General features: G+C 52.7%; 18 protein-coding genes. 3 read left to right on the top strand and 15 right to left on the bottom strand.

Features of this window, described 5'->3' with window-relative positions; all coding sequences use genetic code 11:
- Window positions 1-27: 27 nt before the first annotated feature.
- Entirely contained in the window at window positions 28-1,317 is a 1,290-nt protein-coding gene (gene bioA, locus MRY86_RS08775) for an adenosylmethionine--8-amino-7-oxononanoate transaminase (RefSeq protein ID WP_293565879.1), read from the bottom strand.
- Window positions 1,318-1,404: 87 nt separating this feature from the next.
- Complete coding sequence (bioD, locus tag MRY86_RS08780; protein WP_293565881.1) at window positions 1,405-2,043, bottom strand: dethiobiotin synthase; 639 nt, start codon at window positions 2,041-2,043, stop codon at window positions 1,405-1,407.
- Window positions 2,044-2,138: 95 nt separating this feature from the next.
- Between bioD and MRY86_RS08785 the strand changes: the two genes are divergently transcribed.
- The 3 genes from MRY86_RS08785 (at window position 2,139) to MRY86_RS08795 (ending at window position 6,911) form a co-directional block, all read left to right on the top strand.
- A complete protein-coding gene (locus MRY86_RS08785; RefSeq protein WP_293565883.1) occupies window positions 2,139-3,062 on the top strand; it encodes a DUF72 domain-containing protein in 924 nt (307 codons plus the stop codon).
- A gap of 50 nt (window positions 3,063-3,112) precedes the next feature.
- Window positions 3,113-5,296 carry a polyphosphate kinase 1 gene (gene ppk1 / locus MRY86_RS08790; RefSeq protein ID WP_293565885.1) on the top strand — a complete coding sequence of 728 codons (2,184 nt, stop codon included), beginning with the start codon at window positions 3,113-3,115 and terminating at the stop codon, window positions 5,294-5,296.
- Between the two features lie 100 nt (window positions 5,297-5,396).
- Complete coding sequence (locus tag MRY86_RS08795; protein WP_293565887.1) at window positions 5,397-6,911, top strand: DUF4836 family protein; 1,515 nt, start codon at window positions 5,397-5,399, stop codon at window positions 6,909-6,911.
- Window positions 6,912-7,056: 145 nt separating this feature from the next.
- Here the strand turns inward: MRY86_RS08795 and MRY86_RS08800 are convergent, their stop codons facing one another.
- The 13 genes from MRY86_RS08800 to MRY86_RS08860 form a co-directional block, all read right to left on the bottom strand.
- Window positions 7,057-7,272, bottom strand: a complete 216-nt coding sequence (locus MRY86_RS08800; protein WP_293565889.1) for a hypothetical protein — start codon at window positions 7,270-7,272, stop codon at window positions 7,057-7,059.
- Window positions 7,273-7,367: 95 nt separating this feature from the next.
- Window positions 7,368-7,841, bottom strand: a complete 474-nt coding sequence (locus MRY86_RS08805) for a hypothetical protein (protein WP_293565891.1) — start codon at window positions 7,839-7,841, stop codon at window positions 7,368-7,370.
- A 45-nt stretch (window positions 7,842-7,886) separates the two neighbouring features.
- Window positions 7,887-8,243 carry a DUF5615 family PIN-like protein gene (locus MRY86_RS08810; protein WP_293565893.1) on the bottom strand — a complete coding sequence of 119 codons (357 nt, stop codon included), beginning with the start codon at window positions 8,241-8,243 and terminating at the stop codon, window positions 7,887-7,889.
- Between the two features lies 1 nt (window position 8,244).
- On the bottom strand, window positions 8,245-8,484 hold the full coding sequence (locus MRY86_RS08815; RefSeq protein ID WP_282777293.1) for a DUF433 domain-containing protein: 240 nt from the start codon (window positions 8,482-8,484) through the stop codon (window positions 8,245-8,247).
- A gap of 113 nt (window positions 8,485-8,597) precedes the next feature.
- Complete coding sequence (locus MRY86_RS08820; RefSeq protein WP_293565897.1) at window positions 8,598-10,430, bottom strand: Xaa-Pro dipeptidyl-peptidase; 1,833 nt, start codon at window positions 10,428-10,430, stop codon at window positions 8,598-8,600.
- A 68-nt stretch (window positions 10,431-10,498) separates the two neighbouring features.
- Window positions 10,499-12,118 (bottom strand): DUF748 domain-containing protein, encoded by a 1,620-nt coding sequence (locus MRY86_RS08825; RefSeq protein ID WP_293565899.1) that lies wholly within the window; start codon window positions 12,116-12,118, stop codon window positions 10,499-10,501.
- 63 nt (window positions 12,119-12,181) lie between these two features.
- On the bottom strand, window positions 12,182-13,117 hold the full coding sequence (locus MRY86_RS08830) for a glycosyl hydrolase family 17 protein (protein WP_293565901.1): 936 nt from the start codon (window positions 13,115-13,117) through the stop codon (window positions 12,182-12,184).
- Window positions 13,118-13,123: 6 nt separating this feature from the next.
- A complete protein-coding gene (locus tag MRY86_RS08835) occupies window positions 13,124-14,011 on the bottom strand; it encodes a glycosyl hydrolase family 17 protein (protein ID WP_293565903.1) in 888 nt (295 codons plus the stop codon).
- 4 nt (window positions 14,012-14,015) lie between these two features.
- On the bottom strand, window positions 14,016-16,415 hold the full coding sequence (locus MRY86_RS08840) for an MFS transporter (RefSeq protein ID WP_293565905.1): 2,400 nt from the start codon (window positions 16,413-16,415) through the stop codon (window positions 14,016-14,018).
- 12 nt (window positions 16,416-16,427) lie between these two features.
- Window positions 16,428-17,873 carry a glycoside hydrolase family 30 protein gene (locus MRY86_RS08845; protein ID WP_363325395.1) on the bottom strand — a complete coding sequence of 482 codons (1,446 nt, stop codon included), beginning with the start codon at window positions 17,871-17,873 and terminating at the stop codon, window positions 16,428-16,430.
- A 74-nt stretch (window positions 17,874-17,947) separates the two neighbouring features.
- The gene (locus MRY86_RS08850) at window positions 17,948-19,243 is read right to left on the bottom strand and encodes a glycosyl hydrolase family 17 protein (protein ID WP_293565909.1); all 1,296 of its coding nucleotides are present in this window, start codon (window positions 19,241-19,243) and stop codon (window positions 17,948-17,950) included.
- 26 nt (window positions 19,244-19,269) lie between these two features.
- Window positions 19,270-22,713 (bottom strand): hypothetical protein, encoded by a 3,444-nt coding sequence (locus MRY86_RS08855; RefSeq protein ID WP_293571278.1) that lies wholly within the window; start codon window positions 22,711-22,713, stop codon window positions 19,270-19,272.
- 42 nt (window positions 22,714-22,755) lie between these two features.
- Complete coding sequence (locus MRY86_RS08860) at window positions 22,756-23,607, bottom strand: glycoside hydrolase family 16 protein (protein ID WP_293564886.1); 852 nt, start codon at window positions 23,605-23,607, stop codon at window positions 22,756-22,758.
- Window positions 23,608-23,613: the final 6 nt, after the last annotated feature.

Here is a 23,613-nt window from a genome sequence, read left to right on the forward strand (position 1 = left end):
CATCCTTCCGAAATCCAAAGCGACAGGTTAGTCCTGCTCCTGCAGCAGAAAGGCCGAGAAGGCGGCTTCCATCGCGCTGTAGGCCTGTTCGAGCTGCTCATTGGTGATGCAGTAGGGCGGAATCATGTAAATCAGGTTGCCCAATGGCCGCAGCAGCACGCCCCGGTCCAGGAAATAGTGGTACAACTGATCCCTCAGGTTATTGAAATAGCCGGTGGCTTCCTCGCTTTCGAACTCTACCGCCAGTATGGTGCCCCGCTGCCGGGAAGACCGCACTGCCGGGTGCTGCTCAATGCGCTCCCGGAATGCCCGGTGCTGGGTTTCCACCCGTTGCCGGTCCCGGGCGGAGCCCTCCGACTCCAGAAGATCAAGGCTAGCCAGTGCAGCGGCGCAGCCCACCGGGTTGGCCGTGTAGGAATGGCCATGAAAAAAGGTCTTGTACTTATCATCCGACCAAAAGGCTTCAAAAACCTCTTCCGTGCAGGACGTCACTGCGAGGGGCAACGTGCCACCAGTCAGCCCCTTGGACAGGCACATGATATCCGGCTGCTCCGTCAGGTAATCACAGGCAAACATGCGCCCGGTCCGCCCAAAGCCCGTCATCACCTCATCGGCAATACAGAGGGCACCGTACTTTTTGCACAGCCCCATGAGCTGGCTGAGTATTTCAGGCTCGTACATGATCATCCCGCCGGCGCCCATCACCAGGGGCTCAAAAATAAAGGCGTAAACTTCACCCGTTTTCAGGTGCGCCTCCAAGGCTTCCAGCGCAGCCGCCTCCTGCCCCTGTACCGGGTTGGGAATGCGCTTGACCTCAAAGAGGAAGTCCTGAAATGCCGTAAAGAAAGAGTGGTCGCCACTAGCCGCCATAGCCCCGAAGGTCTCCCCGTGAAAGCCCATATCAAAGGCAACGAGCTGCGTGCGCGGCCGGCCCTGATTGAAGAAGTACTGAATGGCCATTTTGATGCCAATCTCTACGGCAGAGGAGCCATTGTCAGAGTAAAAAATCCGGTTTTGGCGGTCGGGAAGATGGCCAATCAGGCGCTCCGCCAGCTCTACGGCCGGCGGGTGGGTAAAGCCGGCGAAGATGACATGCTCCAGTTGCAACAGCTGCTGATGCACTTTTTCTGCGATATAGGGATGAGCATGGCCGTGCAAATTCACCCACCAGGAAGCCACACAGTCAATGTAAGACCGTCCCTGTTCATCGTACAACAAAGCCCCTTCCGCTTTCACAACCGGCAGAGGCGGGGCAGCCGTTTTCATTTGTGTGTAAGGATGCCAGATATGCCGGGCATCGCGTTCCGTTAGGTTCATCGTATTTTGTGGTTTGTCCCGGGTAAAGTAAGTAAAAAACCGGCAGGGCTTCCAGGGCCCGGATGACCTGACCGTTTTATGACAAAATCACCCTAGCAGGCTTTTGCAGGCAGTGCCCACCCGCTGCACCTGCCGCTCAAAGCAGGGTTCTGTGAGCGCTTCCATTTCTCCCATACGGAAGAGCGGCTGTATGCCGGTCATTTTTTCGATAATGCTCTCGGTGGAGGGATGAGGGTCACCGTTGAAGACCAGCCCGGCAATCGGGATATTGCGGTGGCGCAGGGCTTCCACACTCAGCAGCGTATGGTTGATGCTGCCCAGGTAGTGGCGGGAAACCAGGACGACCGGCAGCCCGAGTTGCTGAATCAGGTCGATTACACAGGCGTGGTCATTCAGCGGGACATGCAGCCCGCCGGCTCCTTCCGCCACCAGAAAGTTATCGGTCTGTGGCAATTCGAAGTCCTCCAGCCTGATCTGTACGCCATCATCGGCAGCACTGGCGTGGGGCGACATTGGCAGGTTGAGGCGATAGCGTTCCGGGTGGATTTGCCCGGCGGCAGCTCCGGCCCAGGCCGTGACCTTCATCGTGTCCGTATTGTGGAGGTCGCCGGATTGCACGGGTTTCCAATAGTCGGCTTTCAGGGCACGGACCAGGAGTGCAGAGACAACTGTTTTGCCCACTTCGGTGCCAATCCCGGTTACAAAAACGCCTTTCGTTTGCTTCATGATCTTTTGTTTTACGAGAACAGCAATTCACTTCGGGCGGCAAAAATAGACTTTTTTCTTACCTTCGGCGACATCACCAACTTCTTCTTCCAGGTATGAAATTTGGCAAACTTCCGGATATCAGTGATGTGGACTTCAGCTTGCCGGCAGATGCGCCGGGCAATGCGCAGCGTTTGTCCGCTTTGCCTGCCAACGGAGCAGCCCCACAGCTTTACATTGGCTGCACCGGCTGGAGCATGAAGGAATGGGTGGGCAGCGTTTATCCAAAAGGTACTAAAGCCAAAGACTACCTCAAGGCCTACAGCCTGCAGTTCAACACCATAGAGCTCAACACCACCCACTACCGCATTCCCAACGCTCAGACCATCGATAAGTGGTACCGGGAATCCACGGCTGACTTCAGGTTCTGCCCGAAGGTGCCGCAAACGATCAGCCACAGCAAATCGCTGGGCTTGGGCACCGATCTGATCCCGACCTTCTGTACTGCCATTGCCGGGCTCAGGGAAAAGCTGGGCTGTTGCTTTTTGCAACTCCCCCCCTACTTTGGCGCCGACCGCCTACCCCAACTTGAGCAGTTTCTGCAAGCCTTCCCCGCTGAAATCCAACTGGCCGTGGAAGTCCGGCACGAAAGCTGGTTCAATGAGCAAAGCCTTGAGCCAATGCTCAACACCCTGCACCGCCTGCAGCGCAGTGTAGTTATCACCGATGTGGCCGGCCGGCGGGATGTCCTCCACATGGGCGTCACGAATGCCACGGCGATGGTCCGCTTTGTAGGCAACGGGCTGCACCCCACCGATTACGCGCGGGCAGCTGATTGGATGGGAAGGCTAAAGCAATGGGCACAACAAGGTGTGAAGGAAATCTACTTTTTCCCCCACGAGCCCGACAACCTCCTCGCACCGGAAATGGCCGCCCACTTTTACGAGGCTGTAGCAGAGGGGATTCCTGCCATTCAAACCCGCGGCCCGGAATTATCTGAGCCCGGCGATCCGAAAGGTGAACAAATGTCCTTATTTTAGCCAGCGAACCTATTTGGCACTCGCCAGGTCAAACTATAAGACTACTTTCAATGTCCAAACTTGTTGAACACCAGGAAATGCGGAGAAACGAAAACGCGATATCGAATTACGACACCTCTGAACTAATCCACCAAAGCAGTAAGGGTTTCCCTTTGCTGGAGCGCGACATCAGCTGGCTTTCCTTCAATTACCGGGTGCTTCAGGAAGCCAAAGACCCCACAGTGCCGTTGTTTGAGCGCATCAAGTTCCTGGCCATTTATTCCTCCAACCTCGATGAGTTCTTCCGGGTGCGCATGGCTAACCACCGCAACCTACTGCGTGTCGGCAAAAAGACGAAGAAAGAACTGCATATCAACTCCAAGCAGATCGTAAAGGACATCCAACGGATCGTCAACAAGCAACAGGAGGAATTCAGCCGGATTTTTGAGGAAGAAATCATACCCGAGCTCCGCAACCACGGCATTTACATGATCCGCCGCCTCGATCTGAACGATGCCCAGAAAGAGTATGTGGAGACCTACTTCAAGGACCATATGTTGCCCTTCGTTCAGCCGGTGCTTTTGGTCAAGAATAAAATCCGCCCCTTCCTCAACAACGCCGCCCTGTACCTGACGGTCCTCCTGGCCGAGCGCAACAATCCTGATGCGCCCCACAAGTACGCCATTGTCAAAATCCCCTCTGACCACCTCCCGCGTTTCATCCCCCTGCCCTCAGAGGGCGGGCACAAGGATGTGATTATGCTGGACGATATTGTGCGCCACTCCGTAAGCTGGATGTTCCCGGGCTACGAGATCCTCGACACCTTTTCCATCAAGCTGACCCGGGACGCGGAGCTGTACATTGACGATGAGTTTTCCGGCGATCTGGTGGAGAAAATTAAAGCCAGCCTTTCCCGGCGACAGGTAGGCCCGGCTTCCCGCTTCGTGTACGACCGGGAAATGCCCGATGAGCTGCTCGATTTCCTTAAAGAGGCTTTTGACCTGGAAAAGTACGATATCCTCCAGGAAGGCCGCTATCACAACAACTTCGACTTTTTCAAATTTCCGACCTTTGATATTGACCACCTAAGCAACCCGCCTATGCCGCCCCTGCCCTACCACCCGTTGGAAGATGCAGACGATTTTTACCAGGCCCTGCGGGAACGCGACCATTTGATACATGTTCCTTACCATTCCTATGAGTCCGTAGTGCGCTTTTTTGAGACGGCCGCCCATGACCCAAAGGTGACGCACATCAAGATTATTCAGTACCGGGTGGCCCGTAAGTCGCGCATCATGAAAGCGCTGATGGAAGCGGTGGAAGCCGGCAAGCAGGTCTCTGTTTTCATAGAAGTAAAGGCGAGGTTTGATGAGGAAGCCAACCTGCGCTGGGGTGAAAAGCTGGAACAGGCGGGCGTGAATGTACATTACAGTTTCCCGGGCGTGAAAGTACATTCCAAAGTGGCGCTGGTACGCCGGGTGGAAAACCGCCGGGCCCGTATGTATGCGTATTTATCTACAGGCAACTTCCATGAAGATACCGCGAAGGTCTACAGCGACTTTGGGGTCTTCACCTCTGACGAACGCCTCGTCAATGAGGCGGCACGGGTCTTTTCCTTTTTGGAAACGGTAAAGGTACCGCAGCAGGGTTTTGAGCACTTGATGGTGGGGCAGTTCAACCTCCGTACCGGGCTGGAGCAGCTAATTGACCACGAAATCGAGCAGGCCAAAGCTGGCAACCGGGCAGAGATCATTCTCAAGCTCAACAGCCTGCAGGACGAGCCCATGATAGAAAAGCTTTATCAGGCCAGTCAGGCGGGCGTAAAAATCGAGCTGATCATACGGGGCATTTGCTCCCTGGTACCGGGTATAGAAGGTGTCAGCGAGAACATACGGGTCATCAGTATTGTGGACCGGTTCCTGGAACACGCGCGGGTTTTCATCTTTTACCACGGAGGCGAGGAGCTGATCTACCTGTCCTCCGCTGACTGGATGTCGCGCAACCTCAGCTACCGGGTGGAGACTGCTTTTCCGATTTACGCGCCCCACATCCGCAATCAGATCAAGGACTTCATGACCATTCAGATGAGTGACAACGTGAAGGCCCGGGTGATCGACGCCGCCTCTTCCAACCATTACCGCAAGGATGGGTCAGATTTGGCGATCCGGTCTCAGATGGAAACCTATTACTATATCAAACGGCAGGCTGACCGGGAAAGCGGGCAAGATCAGGAAGTGGTGCCGGGAATGATGTAAGGGAGCGCTTTTATCGAAATTTCACCCAGCTTAATCTATGCATCTGGCTTTCAAGGGCCTGAAGGATTAGTTTTGGAGCATTAATCAACGACATCACGTTATGAAATTGCTCCGACTTATCACTTTCGGCCTGGTGGCTGCACTTGTCATCAGCCTAAGTAGCTGCCAGAAAGACCCCGTTCCAACCGATAGCCTGGCTTATATTCCCGCCCACGCCGCTTCCGTCAGCACCTTCAATTTGCAACAACTGATGGATAAGGCGGATTACCCTACGCTGGTGCAAACGCCAGGCTTTCAGAAGATGGTGTCCGACATTGCCGAAGACAACCCCACCCTGGCCGCCATCGTAGCCAATCCTGAGCAATCAGGCGTAGACCTGAGCCAGAACGTCTACCTGTCCACCCTGCTAAGCGATACGGATGAGCCCCTGATGGTGTTCTCTGCCTCACTGAGCGACACCGCTGCTTTCGGGCGTATGATCCGAAGCACCGAAATCAAGGCATTGCCCGCCAGTCAGCCCTTCAACTATGCCGCCACGCCCGACGATGGGGCCATGGCCTGGAACGGAGAGGTCGCCCTACTGGCCGTATCTCGAAACAAGGATGATGTTCAGGGCCGCCTGAAGGGCCTCCTCGATAACTCCTCTAAAGCATCCATAGCTCAGAATACCAGCCTGCGCAAGCACCTGAATGGCGATTACGACCTGCTGAACTGGCTGTCCAGCGACTTCATCCTGCGCTCTGAAAAAATCAAATCGGGAGGCGCCCTGCTCAACTACAGCGAGAAAGACTTGCAGGGGCAGCATATGGCGCACACCCTGACCTTCGAGAAAGGCTATGTGAACAGTGAAGTGGCACTCGACCTGCAGGGGCAGATTAAAAATGACCTCAGCATGCTCTTTAAGGACGAAGTGACAACCGACTTCGCAGCCTTAGCACCCGCCGGTACGCCTATGTTTATGCTCACCGCTGCTTTCGACATCACCGGTCTGAACCAGCTGCTGATCGAGAAGTACACCAAAGATTTAGCAGAAAAAAGCCTTGCCGCAGTTGGCTTTGATGTGGAAGGCCTGATTGATGAACTCGATGGGGACATCATGCTTGCCGCCTACGATGAGCTGAATATCATTTTCGCTGCCAAACTCAAAGACGAAGACCGTTTCCTCAATAACCTGAATGCGGCGGCGGCGGAAGGCAGCCTTGATCAGTTATCCGACCGGCGTTTCCGCTTCCTGAAGTTCAAGAAAGGCGCACCAGCTGACTCCACCGGGCAATCGCAAGGCATTGACATCGACGGGCAGATTCTGATTCAGGACGACCTATTGTACCTCGCCAGCAACCCTGACTTACTGAAGCAGGTGGAAAGCGGCGACACCGGCCTGACGGGCATGGTCGCCGATGCTATGGGCGAGGTAATGATGGAGCAGATCTTCACGGCTATCGGAACACCTTCAGCCCTGTCCAAATGGGATGATGACCTCAGGCGCATTGAAGACGTGCGTGCCGGGGCCACCCGCGAGGGCGTGCAGTTCCGCGTAGACCTGGAAGAAAAAGAAATGAACAGCCTGCGTTACCTGATTGAGCAGATTCAGGAAGAGGAGGCTTCGGAGCTGTAGGAATGTATCAGGCGGCTGTGGGTGAGCTACAGCCGCCTGATGCTATTTGGCTATTTGTCTCCAGCTTTTTTATGCCGCTCAATATCTTCTAAAGCATCGGAGGTAAATCGCAAACGATGGATCATAGCCCCAAGTGTTCTTTAATTTATGCAGTGGCACGAACCTGTTCTAAAGTCTTGGGGTGTTTACTCCATATGCCAAATAAAGAGGTAGGGTCAATGCTTTTATCTCCCTTAATGTAACTCTCCGAGGCTGTTGAGGGCTCAAGCTGAACATTCACACTATTAATACCTAAAGTCTTAAGTAAATTCAGCACCTTCGCTAAAGCTTCTTTGTCGGCTGTCTGAATGGTAATGGTCATCTGTGGTATTTTTTAATCCAAAAAAAAACGTTTTTCACGATCATAAAGTGCCCAGCTTTTTTCAAGATTAATAATAACCATCGTCAAAGGAACGCTTACCATGGTTCATTCCAAAAGTCAGTTAACCGACCCCACCATTTCTTCATGACACCCCATCCCCCGATCATGAACCAACTTATTGAAAAAACAACCAGGCTCAGCAAAAAGACAAACATTACAAATTCGTAATCAAAAGGCAGTTCTAATATTTTTTCTATTCCTCCAGCTAAAAGAACAGAACTGCAGATAGCTATTCCAACATTGAATAAACAAAGCCATGCCAGATGCCTGATACTAAATGTTAACTTAAACAAATTCACCCATAAAAGAACTACAATAAAGGCGTACAACCAAGATAAACAATAGATACCTGGCACCCAAAAGAAAAGCCAATAAGCAATGTGATAGTACAGCCACCCCGGCTCATTCCACAGCACTGAAATTAAGCTAAGCAGTAAAACCAGATTTGGCACCAAAATAGCACCAAAAAAAGCTCGGTGCGCCTGTTTTTCTATAAGGCTACAAGACACTATAATTCATTGGCTTTAGTTATACACCAAGTTCGAAGAAGTAAACTATCCGGAGAGTCTCCTCTGTCTAATCCCTGTTTCTTCAATAACTGTAAAATAGCCTTCAATTTCAAGATTCGCTTTTAGCAACTCAAAAAGCATACTACCAGATTCACTTGGTGACCTGCCTTTAAATCTGAAATACACTACTGATGGGGGTGTTACCCTTTGATATTTAAACAAAAGCTCCCCATAGTCACTGTCAAAAGTTAAAATAATTCGTCCTTCCTGTTCTGCTATTGCAACAACTTCTTCATCGGGAATACCACCATAACCTTCCTGAATACTTTTCACCTCGAAACCTTTATTTCTCAAAAAAACTATACTAGGTTTAGGGTAGTTTTCATTTGCCAGGAATTTCATTCTAACTAGCTTGCTTTATTGGAAAAAACAACTCTTGTTGTATACAATCTTTTAAATAAGAAAAGGTAGCAAGAATGTTTTCCAACTCAAGAGTAGGATAGCTTTCCAGGATATCATCTGTAGTCCACCCGTTGGAATACAACTCAAGTATCAATTCTACTGAAATTCTCGTCCCTTTTATGATGGGTTTACCTAACAAAACCTCGGGGTCTGAATGAATATGCTCTTTCCAGTCAACCATGTTTATCTGGTATTTTATACAAAAGTAACAACTAACGTGTGGAAAATGGTTTCAACAACCCTTTTCGGACATTGCAAAATAAATGGTCAACGCTTTTCAGGAAGCTGCCAAAGTTACTCCTCCCCCATTCCCTTCCTAACCTGCGCTTCGCCGCCCACAACCGGTAGCACCAGCTTCGTCTTTTCCAGGTCTACGGTCAGCTCGGTACCAGGGTCTGGCCAAAGCGTAAAATCCCGGTCGGAGGAGAAAATCATCAACCCAATCTGTTGACCAGCGGGAATAACCTGATCATCCGGTTGAAGATCAAAGGAAACGGTATAGTACCGCCCGGGGTTCAGGGGCTCGCTTTCTCGAATGGAGGCGTGGTTCTGCGGGTCTGCCCAGCCGCGGGTGATGATGTTGTCGGTGATTTTGGTGCGGCGGCCTTCCTCCCAGGGCAGGGAGACCAGCCATACGGACAAGTTCGCTGCGGGCTTACTGCTCGCCAGGCGGATGGTCACGCGGGGGACTCCGGAAATATGCAGGTCTTCTTTCAGCTCCGGCGTGACGTACATCAGCCGGTGGTTGGTGTACTCGGCTTGTGCCAGGGCTTTGCCATCAAAGGAGAAGTTGTCGGTCAGCGTTTCCTGTCCGGGCTTTTTGGCGGGCTGTAATAGCAGTGCCCCCTGTCCCGGTGCGCCACCCTTCAGGTAAAAGGTGACGGCTTCCGCTGCCGGATTCGGATAATCCTCGTAGGGCGTGGGGTTGCTGTTTTCATCCTCCTCTCTGACAATCCAGGCCACGGGGTCGTCCTCTACCCCATTGTCAACGCCATGCAGGTAGCGGGTAAACCAACGGTTCATGATCCGCATGGGTGGTGGGCCGCCGTGCCCGGCCTGATGGTAGTAAATCTGTGCAGGCAGCCCTTTCTCTTTGGCTGCTTTATAAATGCGGTAGCTATGCTCCGGCATGACATTCCAGTCGTTGAAGCCATGGGACATCAGTAGGGCAGCTTTCATCGGCTCCATGTCATTGAGGTAGTCGCGGCCCGCCCAAAAGTCATTGTAATCCCCGGTTTGACGGTCCATGCCTGCTTTCATTTCCTGATCGCGCACGGTGGCGTTGTTGTAGGCCCGCTTCTCCGGACTACCGCTGTGGATGAAATCGTAGAGCACGTCTATATCTTCCCCCAGGTATCCCCCCGGAGAACGCACCAGCCCATTGCTGCGATAGTAGTGGTAGTAAGAGGTATTGGGCGCAATGGGAATGATGGCCTCCAACCCATCCACGCCGGTGGTGGCAGCGGCCAGAGGGAGGGTCCCGTTGTAGGAAGTCCCGGTCATGCCCACTTTGCCCGTCGACCAGTAAGCGTCCACTTCTTCATCGCCATCAGGCGTAGTGTAACCTTTTGCCCGTCCATTGAGCCAGTCGATGACTGCTTTGGGCGCTAAAGACTCATTGTCGCCCCCAACCGTGGGCGCGCCCTGCGACAAGCCCGTGCCTGGAGAGGAAGAATGCACGACAATATACCCCCTCGGCACCCAGGTACGGATATGGGAATTGGAGATAATGGGGCGGTCCACGCGCATTTCCACCTCAGGGTGTGCCCGCTCCGGGCCTATCTCCCCCAGCTCATGCCGCACATTCCAGAACAAGCCCTCCACATCCGGCGCTACACCGGCAAAATAGGGGCTGGATACGTAAACGACAGGCAGTTTCAACCCTTCCGTTTCCGTTTGCTTTGGGCGGGTCACAGCGACGTGCATACGGTCCGGCTTATCATCGCCATCGGTGTCGAAGGTGGTTTCCACCCAGAGGTCGTGGCGTATCCATTCGTCTGGATTTTCGAAGGCGGGCACAATCTGAGCTTCGCCATCCTTGAATACAGGCTTGGTTTGTGCAAAAACACTGGCAGCAGCCAGGAAGCTGATCAGGGCAGCAAGCATTGTGGTTCTGAATCGTAGCATTGAGGCATCGTATTGGTTGCCCGCTGAAGATAAGACAAAAAACTGAGGTGGAATATGGCGCGCAAACACTAGTGCCTCAAGCCGTCCTCCTCCGGCTCAACCTTGGTATGTTTTAACGCCTCGGGCAAAACCAGGTTGGGCAGTATGGTAGATTTGATGCCCGACAAAGCAGACTGCCATAAATAATGAAAAACAGAGCGGCTGTCGTCACGGTCAGCATGAATTTTTCCCAAACGGTGCTTTTCGTCCGCCAGGTTTTGCTGAGGGAATGCTAACCCTTCCACCACCCCATTCAGTATTTTTTTCACCAGTTTGGAATCGCTGTCGAGGTACTGAATATCCAGGTCTTTATAAAAAAACCGCATTTCTCCTTCTACCTGCTGTGCATTAGCCACAGCGTTCAGGGTAAGCTCATCGACCATACCGCTTTTAAAACGAAAGCCTGCTGCCTCCGCCAGAATGGCATTCGCTCTGGGCAACGGGAACTGTTCCAGCCGGGCATTGTACCGAAAGGGCGCGCCGGGATCGTTAATGGGGAACTGTGCTGATAAATAAAGAGGCGCTTCTCCGTAAAACGAGCATTCTACTTCAAGGGTTATGGGGCTTAAATCTGCATCGTTCCCTACTGTATGGATGCTTGCGTTGAGGTTTTTAAAGTCTACAGTTCCAAGTTCATCGTGGCCCGCATAAAGCTCTGCATATTGTATGTCCGCCTGCCTTAGCCGGATTTCGTCAACCCTCACGTTCCTGCCCAAGTCTGACAGCCAGGTATGCGGCAAAGACTTCTGACGGGAGGAATCGTGTGGCACCCGCTTGTCCATCACCACGCGCAGCTGAGGAGATTCCAGTGCAAGTGAGCGGGCGTGGAGGCTATCTCGCAGTAGTGCTTTATAGCCCAGCCCTTCCACCTGTAGCGCCGGCAATTGCAGCGCGTATCGCCCCTTCCGGTGGTCCATTTGCCGGGCGAAATCATTGGCATCATGTAAAGATTGAACAGATAGGGCTTTGATGCTTAGCGTACTGTCACGGCTATCCCCAGAGAGCTGCTCCAGGGAAATTTGGTGCAAAGACGCGCGGTCCGGCATTGTACAACTCCGGAAGTTGAAGGAGAGGTAGTCAGCCACCTTTGACGAAAATCCCTCCCCTGACTGATAAGCGATCCCACCAATAGCTAGGGAAAAGGTATCTATGGTTGCCCGGGCGGTGGTGTCTTGGGCATTGGTGTAAATAAACTGCCCGTTTTGTGCGTAAAGCCGGCCGATTTCAAAGCGGAATTGTTTGCCAGATTGCCCGGAAGCCGTATCTGCCCTGACCTTGCCGGAAGTGTCCCTTTCCAAGTTTATCTGTGGAGCCTCCCAATGCACCTCCGAAACATGAAAGGTGGAACGAAGCAATTTCAGCCATCGGATTTGGCGGACATGCAGGGCTTTGGCCTGATGCTGAAAGGCCAAGGTCCCTGATGCGGTCTGCAAATCGCCCTGCACCTCCATTCCAAAACAGGACACCTGCCGCCGAATGATGCTGACTTCCATTTTGTCATAGGAAAGGGCAACCTGACTGTTCCCGGCAGCCTGCTGAATTTTGTGCTCCACCCAGGAGGGTAAAACATAAAACACCCCGACCCCCAGTGTACAAGCTACCAGGAAGGCAATCAGCAAAAAGGTTTTCGATAGTTTTATTCTGGTCATTAACTATTCCAACCTGTGCTTTTGCCGTGTGTTCGATTTCAAAGGGCCAGTCCAGCCCCTTTTTCATCGGCCAGCCAGCAGGCCTTGCACCACCAGCTTAGGCGACCGGTCCACCCGGAACAAGCCCCAATGTTTCTCCGGCTCCATAGGGTCCGGTGAGCCTTTCCAGGGCTCGTCGAAGGCTTCGAAGACGAAGGTGAGGATTTCTTCTGCATCCGTCCAGCCCATCAGGTCATCGTAATAGGTCTTTTGCAGGGTTTCATTGACATGGCCGGGGTCTATGCCCTGACCATTGGAGCGGGTCGTCCAGCCAGCTTCGGTAATGACGACCGGCGTATCCGGATAAAGGTCAGCTACACCGTAATAATTTTCCCTGGTGTACTCCAGGGATTCATGGATGTGCTTATACTCCCATACCGGATAAGTGTGAATGGAGATGAAGTCAACCTCCTGTGCCAGCGGGCGCAGTTTGTGCATCCAGGGCACATAGTTTTCACAAAAGGTGACGGGCTGTTGAGTAGCAGCCTTGAGGCGGCGCACAAAAGCAATAACCCGCCCCACCGGAACATAATGGTCGGTCCAGTCCACACAGGCTTCATTCCCGGCTGAAGTGCAGCAGATGATGTCCGGGTAGGCATTGGCCCATTTGATGAGTTTATCGATCTGCGCGTCGTTTTTAGCTTTGTTGGCTTCCAGCTGTTCTTCCGAATACACCCCACCGCCCCAGGGGCAGCCGTAGTTGTTCATTTCCGCCTCGATGTAGGCGCCCTGCATGACTTTGAAGTCCAGTTTTTCCTGTTGAATGACCTGCAAAACGGTCTCTGCATGCGGGTCGCAATCGTACAAACGCAGGTACTTCCAATGCCCCTGCAACATCAGCAAATCTTCTCTTACCTGCTCATAGGCAGGGTATTCACCACCCGGGTGTTGCCCTTCCCGAAACCCCGAGTAGCAAATTGCCCGGCCGTACGGAAAAGGCAAACGGTTGTTGTGCTCCATCAATCTTTAGAATTTCAGCTTTTCACTTTTATCCCACAGGCCCCAGTAGGCCCCAACATCTCCTTCTGCCCCCACTTTCCAGGATTCATCGAAGGAGGAGAAATAGAAGACCTCGATATTGTCCTGCCGGGCCCACTGCTGAATATTGAGAAAGTAGCGCAGCGCATTGTGGTGAGCAGGCTCTGCATCATTGAGTGCTGTGCCCTGACTAGGCCAGCCGGTTTCTGTAATGATCACCTTTTTGCCCTGCCCGGCATGCAAAGCTTGGTAGTACATTTGCTTAGCATGCATCAGGCTATAGTCAATGTGGCAACCCTCCCAATAAGGGTAGCAATTAGCCAAAATGACATCACAGGCAGCAGTAATCTGTGGCCGTGCGCTGAATTCATAATAAGCATCCACATAGCCCACCGGAATATCTCCGGGCAGGGCTTCCCGTACCCGGGCGATGTACTCCAGCAGTTCTCCTTCGGTCAGGTCGCCCCGGTACATCACCTCATTGCCTACAGCAGCAATATCCACGTAGCCGGCTTTCGCCTGACGGATCAGCCCTTCAATTTCCTGCTCATTCAGGTCTTTGTCATCGCCCAGCCAGGCACCGACCAGGGTTTTGATGCCCATCTCTCGGGCGACCTCAGCCACCAGTTCATTGCCCTCAACGCAAGAAAAGCTCCGCACCCATTTGATGTAGGGCGCAATGATACCCATACGCCTTCTAATCTGCGCTTTGGTCAGAATAGCGCCTGGCTTTTGACCTTCATCGTAGGCACTGTAGCACAAGCCATGCAGGCCGCTGCCCAGCACATTTTGAAAAAGCTGCCGGAAATCATCCGCGCCTTTGCCGGAATAATCGAAGCCTTTCAGGCTGTCCAGTCGTTCTACCCGTAGTGACATATTGTTAGTTGGTTTTTACGTTTTGTGATTCAAACTTGGGCTGCTCATGCTTATCCCAAAGCCCCCAGCGGGTACCCACCTCACCTTCGTGGACCACTTTCCAGGACTCATCGAAGGAGGAAAAGTAAAACATCTCAATGCCGTTGGCTTTTGCCCAGTCCTGAGCATTGATAAAATACTTCATGGCATTTTCAGCGGATGGCTCTGCCGCTTCCACACTCTGCCCGGCGCTGGGCCAGCCAGTTTCGGCGACGATCACTTTTTTGCCCTGCCCGGCTTCTGTGGCCAGCGCGTACATCTGCTGCAGGAACAACAAGGCATGGCCATTGTCCGCGCCTTCCCAGAAGGGGTAACAGTTGATCGGGATGATATCACAGGCATTAACCAGTTCAGGGCGCTCCAGGAACTGATAGTAGGCATCCACATAGCCTACCGGTATGCCTTCTGGAAGCTGCGCCTTCACTCGCTCAATGTAACCAATGATTTCCTGCTCCGTAAGCTCATTGCGCAGCAGCACTTCATTACCAACAGCTGCAATATCGACCAAGCCTTCTTTGGCCAACCTTACCAGGGCGTTGATCTCGGCTTCATTCCGTTCTTTGTCTTCGCTGATCCAGGCCCCCACCATTGTCTTCAGGCCTTTCTCATGGGCAATTCGGGGGATCAGTTCATTGCCTTCTGTACAAGAGAACGATCGGATCCATTCGGTATGCGGCATAATGATTTCCATACGCCGCCGGATCTGTTCTTTCGATAGGATATCACCGGCAGCCTGGCCTTCCACATAAGGGCTGAAGCATAGCCCGTGCAGGTGGCTATTGAGCTTTTCCGTAAAGAGGGCGCGGATTTCACCAGTGGATTTTCCGGCAAAGTCTAATCCGACTACCCCATTGAGGAGCAAGCCCTCTTTAAGGGCCAGCAATTTGCCGGGCATGTAGGCGGAGGAGCTTCCCTTTGCCATTTTTTTGCGGTCAATAGCGGCACGGACTTCCAATGCCTTTTCTTCCGTTACGTCATAGTCGCGCATGACCCACATCGCAATCAGGGTTCCTACAATAGGCAGGCCGGAGAAAAATATCCGCAGCCCGGTAATGGCCTCAGGCTGATCCGTCCCCGGAATGCCTTCCTGAAACCCGACAATGGACAAAATCACCCCACTCAAACCACCGGCAATGGCAAAACCAAACTTTACCATCCACCAGTAAATGGCACCAAAAATACCTTCCCGCCGCTTGCCGGTATTCAATTCGTCCAGGTCGATTACATCCGAAGTCATGGACATCATCAGGGTGAACAGGCTACCGATACCAAAGGAGAAGAAAGGCAGCGCAAAAATGAACAGGTAAGGCTTGCCCGGCACCAGCAGGAACCACAGCATCACATAACCGATAATTGAAATACCCTGTGATAAGATAAAGGCTTGCTTCTTGCCTATTTTGCGCGACAGCCAGGCTACAATCGGGATGACAATAAAGGTGGTGGAAATCGCCCCCAGGCTACCGAAAAGCGTGGGCCAAAACCCTGCATTCGCAGCATCAGCATCCCCGTTGAACAGGTGATAGACGATGATAAAAAAGGTAAAAGTGGCTACGGTATTGAAGGCATTGAAAATGAAGAAGGTGGAAATACAAAGCTTCCGGAACGGCTTGATCTTCAGCGCTTCCTTAAAACCGAGAATGATCTCATTGAAACTCCCGCCAATATTTTTGAGTGTCATCGGAGAATAATCCTTCTCCAGAGTGGATTCACTTTTAATGAAGATGGCCGGCATCATGGCCACGAACATCAAAATGATGCCCACCCAAAGGGCAAGGGTTCGGGTAGCTGTTTCTGCGTCCGGGAACCACCCATCGGGGCCATTATCATACATGATGACCCAAAACCAGGGCGCGATCACCCAGGCCCACTGCCCAATCCACTGCGCGGTAGCCATAATGTTGGTTCGCTCGTGAAAGTCGTCGCTCATTTCATACCCCATGGCTACATAAGGCACACTAAAAATGGTTAGCCCAAGGTAGAAAACAAAGGACCAGATCATGAAGTAGGTGAAGTTGTAGTTGAGGGATATCAGCTCCCCTGTCGCCGGGTCCGTTTTGTAGAGCTGCCACATCGCTACAAAAGCCACGCCCATGATAACCGCACCAGCCATCACATACTGCCTGCGCCGGCCCCATTTAGATTTCGTATTGTCCGAAATGAAGCCCATAATCGGGTCTGTAAAGGAGTCAAAAATCCGCGGGAAGAAATAAATCACGCCCCACATCCAGCCTGGAAAACCCAGGTTTTGTACCAGGACCACCATAAAAATCCCCAGTACGGCCGGGAACATTTGATTGGCAAGCATGCCCATTCCAAAGGCTACTTTTTGCCCAAAGGGCACTTTATGTTTAGCTGTAGTACTCATCGCTGGTTTTATTTATGGTTTGATGACTATAGTCTGAATAGCTTGCCTGCTGACGGATAGCTGGGCGGACTGCCCGCTTAATTCGATGGCCAGGCTTTTCTCTCGTTCGGTGGGATTGAAAATGACGACTGCGACAGAGCCATCCGGGTTCTTAGCGGCTGTTACCATCATTTCATCATCTGGGTTATCAAATCCGATGCGGGTAGCGCCGGGGCGTATAAATTTACTAAAATGCGCCATGGTGTGGTAAAGTGGCGTAAAATAGACCTCATCTTGCTCGGGGTCAACGATAACCGGAGCCACGCACCAGTTCTTGAACCAGTTCGGGCCGCCCTGCCGGTTGAGCACCATATTCCAGTCCACCCAGCCGTCTACCCAGTTGTTCAGGCAGCCAATGATATCGCGGGCGTAACGGTAGACCGGCACATACTTCGGGTGCAGGTGCTTTTGGTCTTCCGGTGCCCAGTCCCAGCCCCAATCCGTCGCTTCTTTGGACCAGTACCAGTCGTCGTTTTTCCATTTGGGCACTTCCGCATCCACGCAAGCTTCGGTCTGAATGAGGTGCTTCCCGGGTGCTTTTTTGTGAGCGTACTGCAATTCCTCCGGAAAAACCTCATAGGTGCTGGCGTACCAGTGAATTGCTGTGCCGTCAAAATATTTGGAAGTGGCTTCGTTTTGGTACATGTCATCCACCCATTCTTTGAGGTGTTCTCGGTTCTGATCGTAGCCCAAAATTTTTGCACTATGCCCGTCCGCCTCTAAGCGGGGGCCGAGGTGGTTTTGCACAAAGGCCGTCATCTCCTCCGGGCTGAAGTGCATGCTCTCCCAGTTACTGTCATTGCCCAGTGGCTCGTTCTCCACCGTAAATGCCCAGATATCGATGCCCTCTGCCTGATATGCGTCAAGGTATTTGGAGAAAAACAGCGCCCAGGTATCATAGTATTGGGGCTGCAGCTTTCCCCCCATCCAGTCGTTGTTGTCTTTCATCCAGGGCGGGGCTGTCCAGGGCGAAGCGATGATTTTGAAGCCCTCTTCCGAGGCAGCCATCGCATCCTTGATCATGGGGATGATGTCTTCGCGGTCTTCTTTTATGGTAAAATGCTGCAGGGCGGTATCGCCTTCCACCGGAGCATAAGAATAGTGCCCCAGGGAGAAGTCACAGGAGTTCATGTGCGTACGGGTCAGGGAGTACCTTGCGCCTTCCGTTCCGAAGTAAGCATTAATAATTTTGCTGCGGTTCTCAGCGCTGAGCTGATTGAGCAGGTAAGCGGATGCTTCGGTAAAGGAGCCGCCAAAGCCCGTGATCGTCTGATAGGTTTCCTCAGGCCGCAGCTTTATCACGATGGGATTTTCAGCCTGGGCGAAATCCGACAAGGGCGTAAGCTGATGGCCACCGGCAGAGGTTTCGTAGACTTCCACCGGTAGTGGTTCCCCGGATTGACAGGCGGCAAGCATCATCAAGACCATCAGACAGAAGGATATGTGAATAGATTTTGTCATAGGTTTTAGCTAAAAAGCTGTTTTGGTCTGATCTAATTTGCGGGCGATTCCTCCATGAGCGGAGGCGCAGCTACTGATTCCAGAAGGGCCGCTTCGTCCCCATCCAAGGTTTTAGTTACCGGCTGGCCGCCGCGCCCTAAACCTTTAAATACCCCGGCATCCACCAGGTCCCAAAGGGCATACTTGGCTTTGCCATCGATCGTGAAGAGCCCGAAGTGGTTCTCGGAGCCGCCCGGGTTTCCAGCGTCTTTCCAGTTTTCATCAAACGCCTCAAAGTAGAAGCAGCTGATGCCATCTTCGTCTGTCCACTCTCGCATACGCTTGTGGTAAATAGCAGATTTGTACTCATCGGTCGCTTTCGAGCCGCCTGGTCCGTAGAAGCTGTTGGAAGCGGTCGCCCAGCCCGTCTCCCCAATATGGATGGGCTTTTCGATGCCCAGTCCGGTGATGTAAGCGGCGGTTTGCGCGTATTGCTGCTGCGCGTATTCCAAAGCACGCTCCATTGCAGCTTCAATCTGTTCGGTTTTGGGCAGCTCAGCCTCGGCTTCCGTTACCCCCCAAAAGTCCGGATTGTAGTGGGTATCATGCATAGGATAAGTGTGCAGGGATACAAAGTCTACTGCCCGCAGCAACTGCTCCAGGTCCTCTACATGATACTCTGCACCGCCACCGCCCCAGGACGCAAAATTGTCTGAACTGGTAATCCAGAGGCTTTCGGGCAGTTCGCCATTAGCTTTCAGCCCCTGTAGGTGGTTGACCCATTTGAGGATCACCCCTGGTTGTACAAAATAGCTGGCGGCCCATTTCACCATAGCTTCGTTGCCCACCGCAATAACTTTGACGATATCAGGGTAGGCTTTCGCCATTTCCACTGCACGCGCGATTTCGGCAGCGTTGGCTTCTGCATCTTCGGCACTGTGGTCCGGATTAGCGGTAAAAGCACCTTTGCAGTTGATCCAGGCGCCCAGCATAACGTACATCTCGAAGCCAGGATCTTCGCTTTTCAGCTCGCGGATGGCGGCAAGGAGATTGGAGGCTTGTGCCAGATGGGTGTTATAGGTCCTTAGCACCTTGATGCCCATAGCCTGTAGCAAAAGCATGTCCGCCTTCAGCTGAGGTATCGTGGGCTGTACCTCCCGGCTGTTGGCACGGTAGCCCCCGTAGGAAATGGCCCGGTAAGCCGGGTCGCCAAGGATGTCAGCAGCGGTCACTTCATTTGGTTTTTCACTTGGCGTCGCCGATGCCTTTTCTGTAGATGGGCTGCAGCCAAAGGAAAGGAAAATAACCACGGCTACACCCAGCAGTATGGCCAGCATCAAAGTACTCAAGGGATGGTTTTTTGAATTTCGCATAGCTATTTCAAATCTTTAGGGTTCAGCGACACGACAATCCGGGCCACCCTACCGCTTCGTTCGAACACTTCCTTACTCAAATCAGGACTTAAAGCGGTTTCCTCTGAGGTATGAACAGTACCATCACTGCCGACCACCATAATCCCGGCTGCATCTCTCAATTGATAGAGCACCGGCACCTGACAGATGGTGAAAGCCAGCGTGCCTTCGCCCAGCTCTGCCTGTTGCTCCTCCCCTGCCACATCGCGGAAGGTAAAAGTGCGTGGCCGCTGCAGGAACTCTTCCTTACGGAGCAGACAGGGGTCGAAATGCAATTGCCCCTTTTCAAAAAAGACGCCCAGTTCACCAAAGCGGCTCAGGATATCCTCCTTCACCTGCCCGGTCATGCCTGGCTGCTGTGCCCCTTTGCCCGCCGGTGTATGCGAGTACGGGTCAGTAGGAAAGGCCCCGTAGAGGTCCGGCGATTTGTGTACGCCTATGCCCTCGTTAATTTCGTAGTAATGCTCCAGCAAACGGCCAACCACTTTCGGGCTTGCCCCCTCGCGGATGGCCTTCAGGCAGCATTCCTGTACCGCCAGCTGCAGCTTGGAAACCATATGCCAGTAGATAGAGCCCAACCCTTCGTACCCGAAGAAGGTGCCCGACCGGCCGGTAAAGGCTTTGTGGTTGAAGACTTTTTCGAAGGTTTGGAGCACAGACTTGCGCTCGGCCTGCGCCAGGTCAGCGTATTCGGTATCCGCAAGGGCATCCAGGGCCACCTTTAGATCGTTGGCGTTTTTGAAATTGCCGTTGAAGTGATAAGCACCTTTGACATCCTGATAAAGGATTTGAGCATTGCCGTCTGCCACCAGCTTTTGAAGGAGCTTAGACGCTTCTACCATTTTGGCGGGAATGTTGTTTTTGGCCATAAAACGACCGAGGTCCTTGTTGGGGTACAAAATATAGCTGTACTGATCCGGTCGGAAGAGGGCACTGCTTTTCAGTGCATCCAGGACCCGCAGCGCCTCCTCTGAAGACAAGGAGCCTGCACTGAGCACCGCCACCTGCCCTTCGAGCATTTCATCCAGGTATTCGATGGACACGCCACCATCTTCTTCAACGGCCATGAGGTTGTAGGCATGATAGAGCCCATCCTTTCGCTCATTTGCCTTTACGGAGTGGTCCAGGTAACGTAGGCTGAGACGGACAAACGTTTTGAGGTCTTCCAGCTTCAGCTCGTGCTTTTGCCCGGAAAAACCATGATCGTATATCTTGGCCCGGTAACGGCTCGCAGCCTGACCCAGCCCCTGCAGCACGGTCATCCGGTCTTTATCGCTGAAGGTGCCGGATAACAGTTTTTCATTCGAGTCCAGTGCTTTGGCAATCCCGTCGAAGCAGTCCAGCAACTCAGCCGATACATTGACTGACTGGGCTTCTGACTGTGCAAACAGATCATCAAAAAACTGCAGGAAACGGCGCATGTAGTAAAGCGTCACCATTGACACACCGTTACCTACTAATGCATTATTGGCATCATTCCACTCCGGGCGCTGGGTGTTCATCCAGATGCCTCCTTCGGGAATGAAGTTGGACATTTTGGCAAGCAGGGCCGCTAACATTTTTTCAATGAAGTTCACCTGATAAATCTGCCCGCTCTGATCGGTAAGCAGTGCACCATCGGCCCCCATCTGATCTCTTTTCTGCCGGATTGACTCATCTGCTTCATGATCAAACTCTATGGTATCCTTGGAGTCTTCCAGGATTTTCTCGAAGGGCTTGATTTTGTAGGGCACATTCGCGTAAACGAAGAGGTCTTCGCTAAAGTAGTGCTGCAGGTCGCCCGGCGACTGCTTTTCCCAGAATTCCAGCAGCTTCAGCAGGTAGATGATTTGATGGTCGCCCCAGTAACCGATGTAGGACCAGGCATCATCAGGCTCGATGGTTTCCCAATCGAAGCCATCCTTGGTCACCCGGTAGGGATTGTAACCATCGAAGGTGGTGGCATTGAGGAATTTGTGCACCATGCTCTCCACGAAGCGCGGGTAAGAATGCGCCAGGGCTTCCCAGTTTTGGAAGATGTCCCGCCAGTTGCCCTCATAGTCCAGTATCTTCGAGCCATCTACCTCACTGCGGGTATTGATGGAGAATTTATTCCAGGGGCGGCTGGGGTCACCGTGACGGCGGCTGAACTTCAGGGGCATGTACTCCAGGCAAAGGCGGAGTAGATGGGTATTGCCTGTAGTTTGAGCGGCCTTGCGCAGCTCGCTGAGTGGAAAGGTATCCGGCAGTTCTGACAGCATCTGATGAGCCGCCTTGAAGACAGTCCTGTTGGCTTTCGCCAGGTAAAGGCTCAGGTCTGCTTTCTCAATCTGGTAGTGATGATCGAAGATACCGCCACGCATGATGTTGAACAGCACGTTGGAGAAGTGTCGGGCATCCCGTAATTCATCCGCTGTCATTTGCAGCCCATCGGCCTGAGCATCCAATGAGATAAGCCGTTCCGTACCTTTGCGGATGTCCTCTTCAATCTCAGTGGCCAGGCTTGGGCTGGTCTGAATTTCATGCATGATACGGGCGATGTCCGCGTGGTTTTTGTTGACATCAGCCATGATCAACCACTCCTGGGTGCCTTTGGCGGGCAGCTCCATCTCCTTACTAACGAAATAGGCGCCTTTCTCCGCCCGCATATCGACTTCCTCCTCAATCGGTTTTCCTTTACGGAAGGTATCGAGTTGGCGGGAAGTCAGCAGGTAGGTAGGCGACTCTAATCCGCACGACCAGGCGATATTAGCTTTGAGGGCCTCGCTGGGCTCCGCCCGGTCCACGATGATGGCGCTGAGGGCATAGATACCCAGCCCGGCATCTTTTTCCAACTCGCTCTTTTTGTAGGCATCTACGAGGTTGCTGGAGCGCATTTGCAGCTCACTGTTGACCCCGTAGGGCAGGATATTCTGGATCCCATCCAGCAGGTGGACCGAAACCGCTGCTTCGGTGTGGTTGATCAGGGCGGAGCGGCGTACAAAGCCAAAGCGGTCACTGGAGCTCCATTCATACTGGAATGTGAGGCCCAGATCGTGATTGACCTCCTCAAAGCGTACTTTATTGCCGTATACATTTTTGTAGAGGTTGCGGCTCAGCCTGTACTGCCCTTCCTGACGAACAGAGAACGGCTCCCAAAGCACCGAGTCGCCATTTTGCGCCACCCGGAACAACGCCTTGCTGCCCGTTACTTCAGCCGATTCCGTGATTTTGTCATCGGTGTAGTAAGGGAACAGTGCGTACTCCGAGTTTTTGCGGCCCGCCGTCAGCCCGCCGTTGCTGGCAATAAAAAGCCAGTGATTGGAGTCGCTGACGATGCTCATGAAGAAGGGCCGCATGGCATCGCTGTTGGAGATTTTGAAGTAAGGCTCGCCATTGATTTTCACCCGTTGGATGTCAACGGAAGCAGCGGTTTGGTGGTCTCCCATAAAAGTTGACGCTTTATTTTTAGCAAATGTTAATTGATGTCTTTAGTTAGGCCCGTTGTACACCCGGACATAGTCCACAAGCAAAGTCTGCGGGAAAACGGTATCAGGCCCTACTGCCCCGACAAAGTTACCGCCTACAGCCAGGTTCAGGATGATGTAAAACGGCTGGTCAAAGACCCATTCGCCCTCCACATCTTCAGGTGTGATCTGATTGTACAGCACATCATCCACATAGTAATTGATGTACTCCGGGCCCCACTCAATACCAAAAATATGGAAGCCCGTATCAAACCGGTCCTGAGGCAAAATGTACTCTTTGCTCACTGCATCTCCGGCAGAATAGCCTGGGCCATGTACGCTGCCAATGAGGGTTGAGGGATCCTGCCCTCGGTATTCCATGATGTCGATTTCACCGCACTGCGGCCAGCCCACTTCATCGATATTGCTGCCCAGCATCCAGAACGCCGGCCAAAGGCCCTGCCCCCAGGGCAACTGCATGCGGGCTTCAATACGGCCGTAGCGCTGCTCCACTTTGCCTTTGGTTGTGATGCGGGCGGAGGTGAAAGCAGCGCCTTCAAAGTTTTCCCGGAGCGCGGTGATGTGCAACATTCCCCCTTCGACTTTGATATTTTCCGGGCGGGCGGTGTAGTACTGCAATTCATTGTTGCCCCAGCCTATGGGCAGGCCGTTGTTGACGCCGTTGCCCAGCTCATAATTCCAGGAAGATTCATCAACCGGCCCATCTGTGTCAAAATTATCCTCAAAGGCGAGGTCAGTGAAGGTGACCACCGTTTGGGTCTCGCTGTTTTCACAAGCTGTAAACCAGAGCCCCAGGGCCAGTAAAAGCAGGAAGTTGATGACCGGCCTGCGGGTTTTATAAATTGGTGTCTGCATTTTTAT

It is taken from the genome of Phaeodactylibacter sp. (assembly GCF_022763345.1).
Taxonomy (GTDB): Bacteria; Bacteroidota; Bacteroidia; order Chitinophagales; family Saprospiraceae; genus Phaeodactylibacter.

Bases quoted from the DNA above. Each gene is read 5' to 3' on its own strand.
- MRY86_RS08845 (WP_363325395.1), bottom strand. From the start codon at position 17,873: ATGATGCTTGCCGCCTGTCAATCCGGGGAACCACTACCGGTGGAAGTC.
- MRY86_RS08815 (WP_282777293.1), bottom strand. From the start codon at position 8,484: ATGGTTGACTGGAAAGAGCATATTCATTCAGACCCCGAGGTTTTGTTA.
- MRY86_RS08785 (WP_293565883.1), top strand. From the start codon at position 2,139: ATGAAATTTGGCAAACTTCCGGATATCAGTGATGTGGACTTCAGCTTG.
- MRY86_RS08860 (WP_293564886.1), bottom strand. From the start codon at position 23,607: ATGCAGACACCAATTTATAAAACCCGCAGGCCGGTCATCAACTTCCTG.
- ppk1 (WP_293565885.1), top strand. From the start codon at position 3,113: ATGTCCAAACTTGTTGAACACCAGGAAATGCGGAGAAACGAAAACGCG.
- bioD (WP_293565881.1), bottom strand. From the start codon at position 2,043: ATGAAGCAAACGAAAGGCGTTTTTGTAACCGGGATTGGCACCGAAGTG.
- MRY86_RS08825 (WP_293565899.1), bottom strand. From the start codon at position 12,118: ATGACCAGAATAAAACTATCGAAAACCTTTTTGCTGATTGCCTTCCTG.
- MRY86_RS08840 (WP_293565905.1), bottom strand. From the start codon at position 16,415: ATGAGTACTACAGCTAAACATAAAGTGCCCTTTGGGCAAAAAGTAGCC.
- MRY86_RS08820 (WP_293565897.1), bottom strand. From the start codon at position 10,430: ATGCTACGATTCAGAACCACAATGCTTGCTGCCCTGATCAGCTTCCTG.
- MRY86_RS08835 (WP_293565903.1), bottom strand. From the start codon at position 14,011: ATGTCACTACGGGTAGAACGACTGGACAGCCTGAAAGGCTTCGATTAT.
- MRY86_RS08830 (WP_293565901.1), bottom strand. From the start codon at position 13,117: ATGGAGCACAACAACCGTTTGCCTTTTCCGTACGGCCGGGCAATTTGC.
- MRY86_RS08795 (WP_293565887.1), top strand. From the start codon at position 5,397: ATGAAATTGCTCCGACTTATCACTTTCGGCCTGGTGGCTGCACTTGTC.
- MRY86_RS08855 (WP_293571278.1), bottom strand. From the start codon at position 22,713: ATGGGAGACCACCAAACCGCTGCTTCCGTTGACATCCAACGGGTGAAA.
- MRY86_RS08800 (WP_293565889.1), bottom strand. From the start codon at position 7,272: ATGACCATTACCATTCAGACAGCCGACAAAGAAGCTTTAGCGAAGGTG.
- MRY86_RS08810 (WP_293565893.1), bottom strand. From the start codon at position 8,243: ATGAAATTCCTGGCAAATGAAAACTACCCTAAACCTAGTATAGTTTTT.
- bioA (WP_293565879.1), bottom strand. From the start codon at position 1,317: ATGAACCTAACGGAACGCGATGCCCGGCATATCTGGCATCCTTACACA.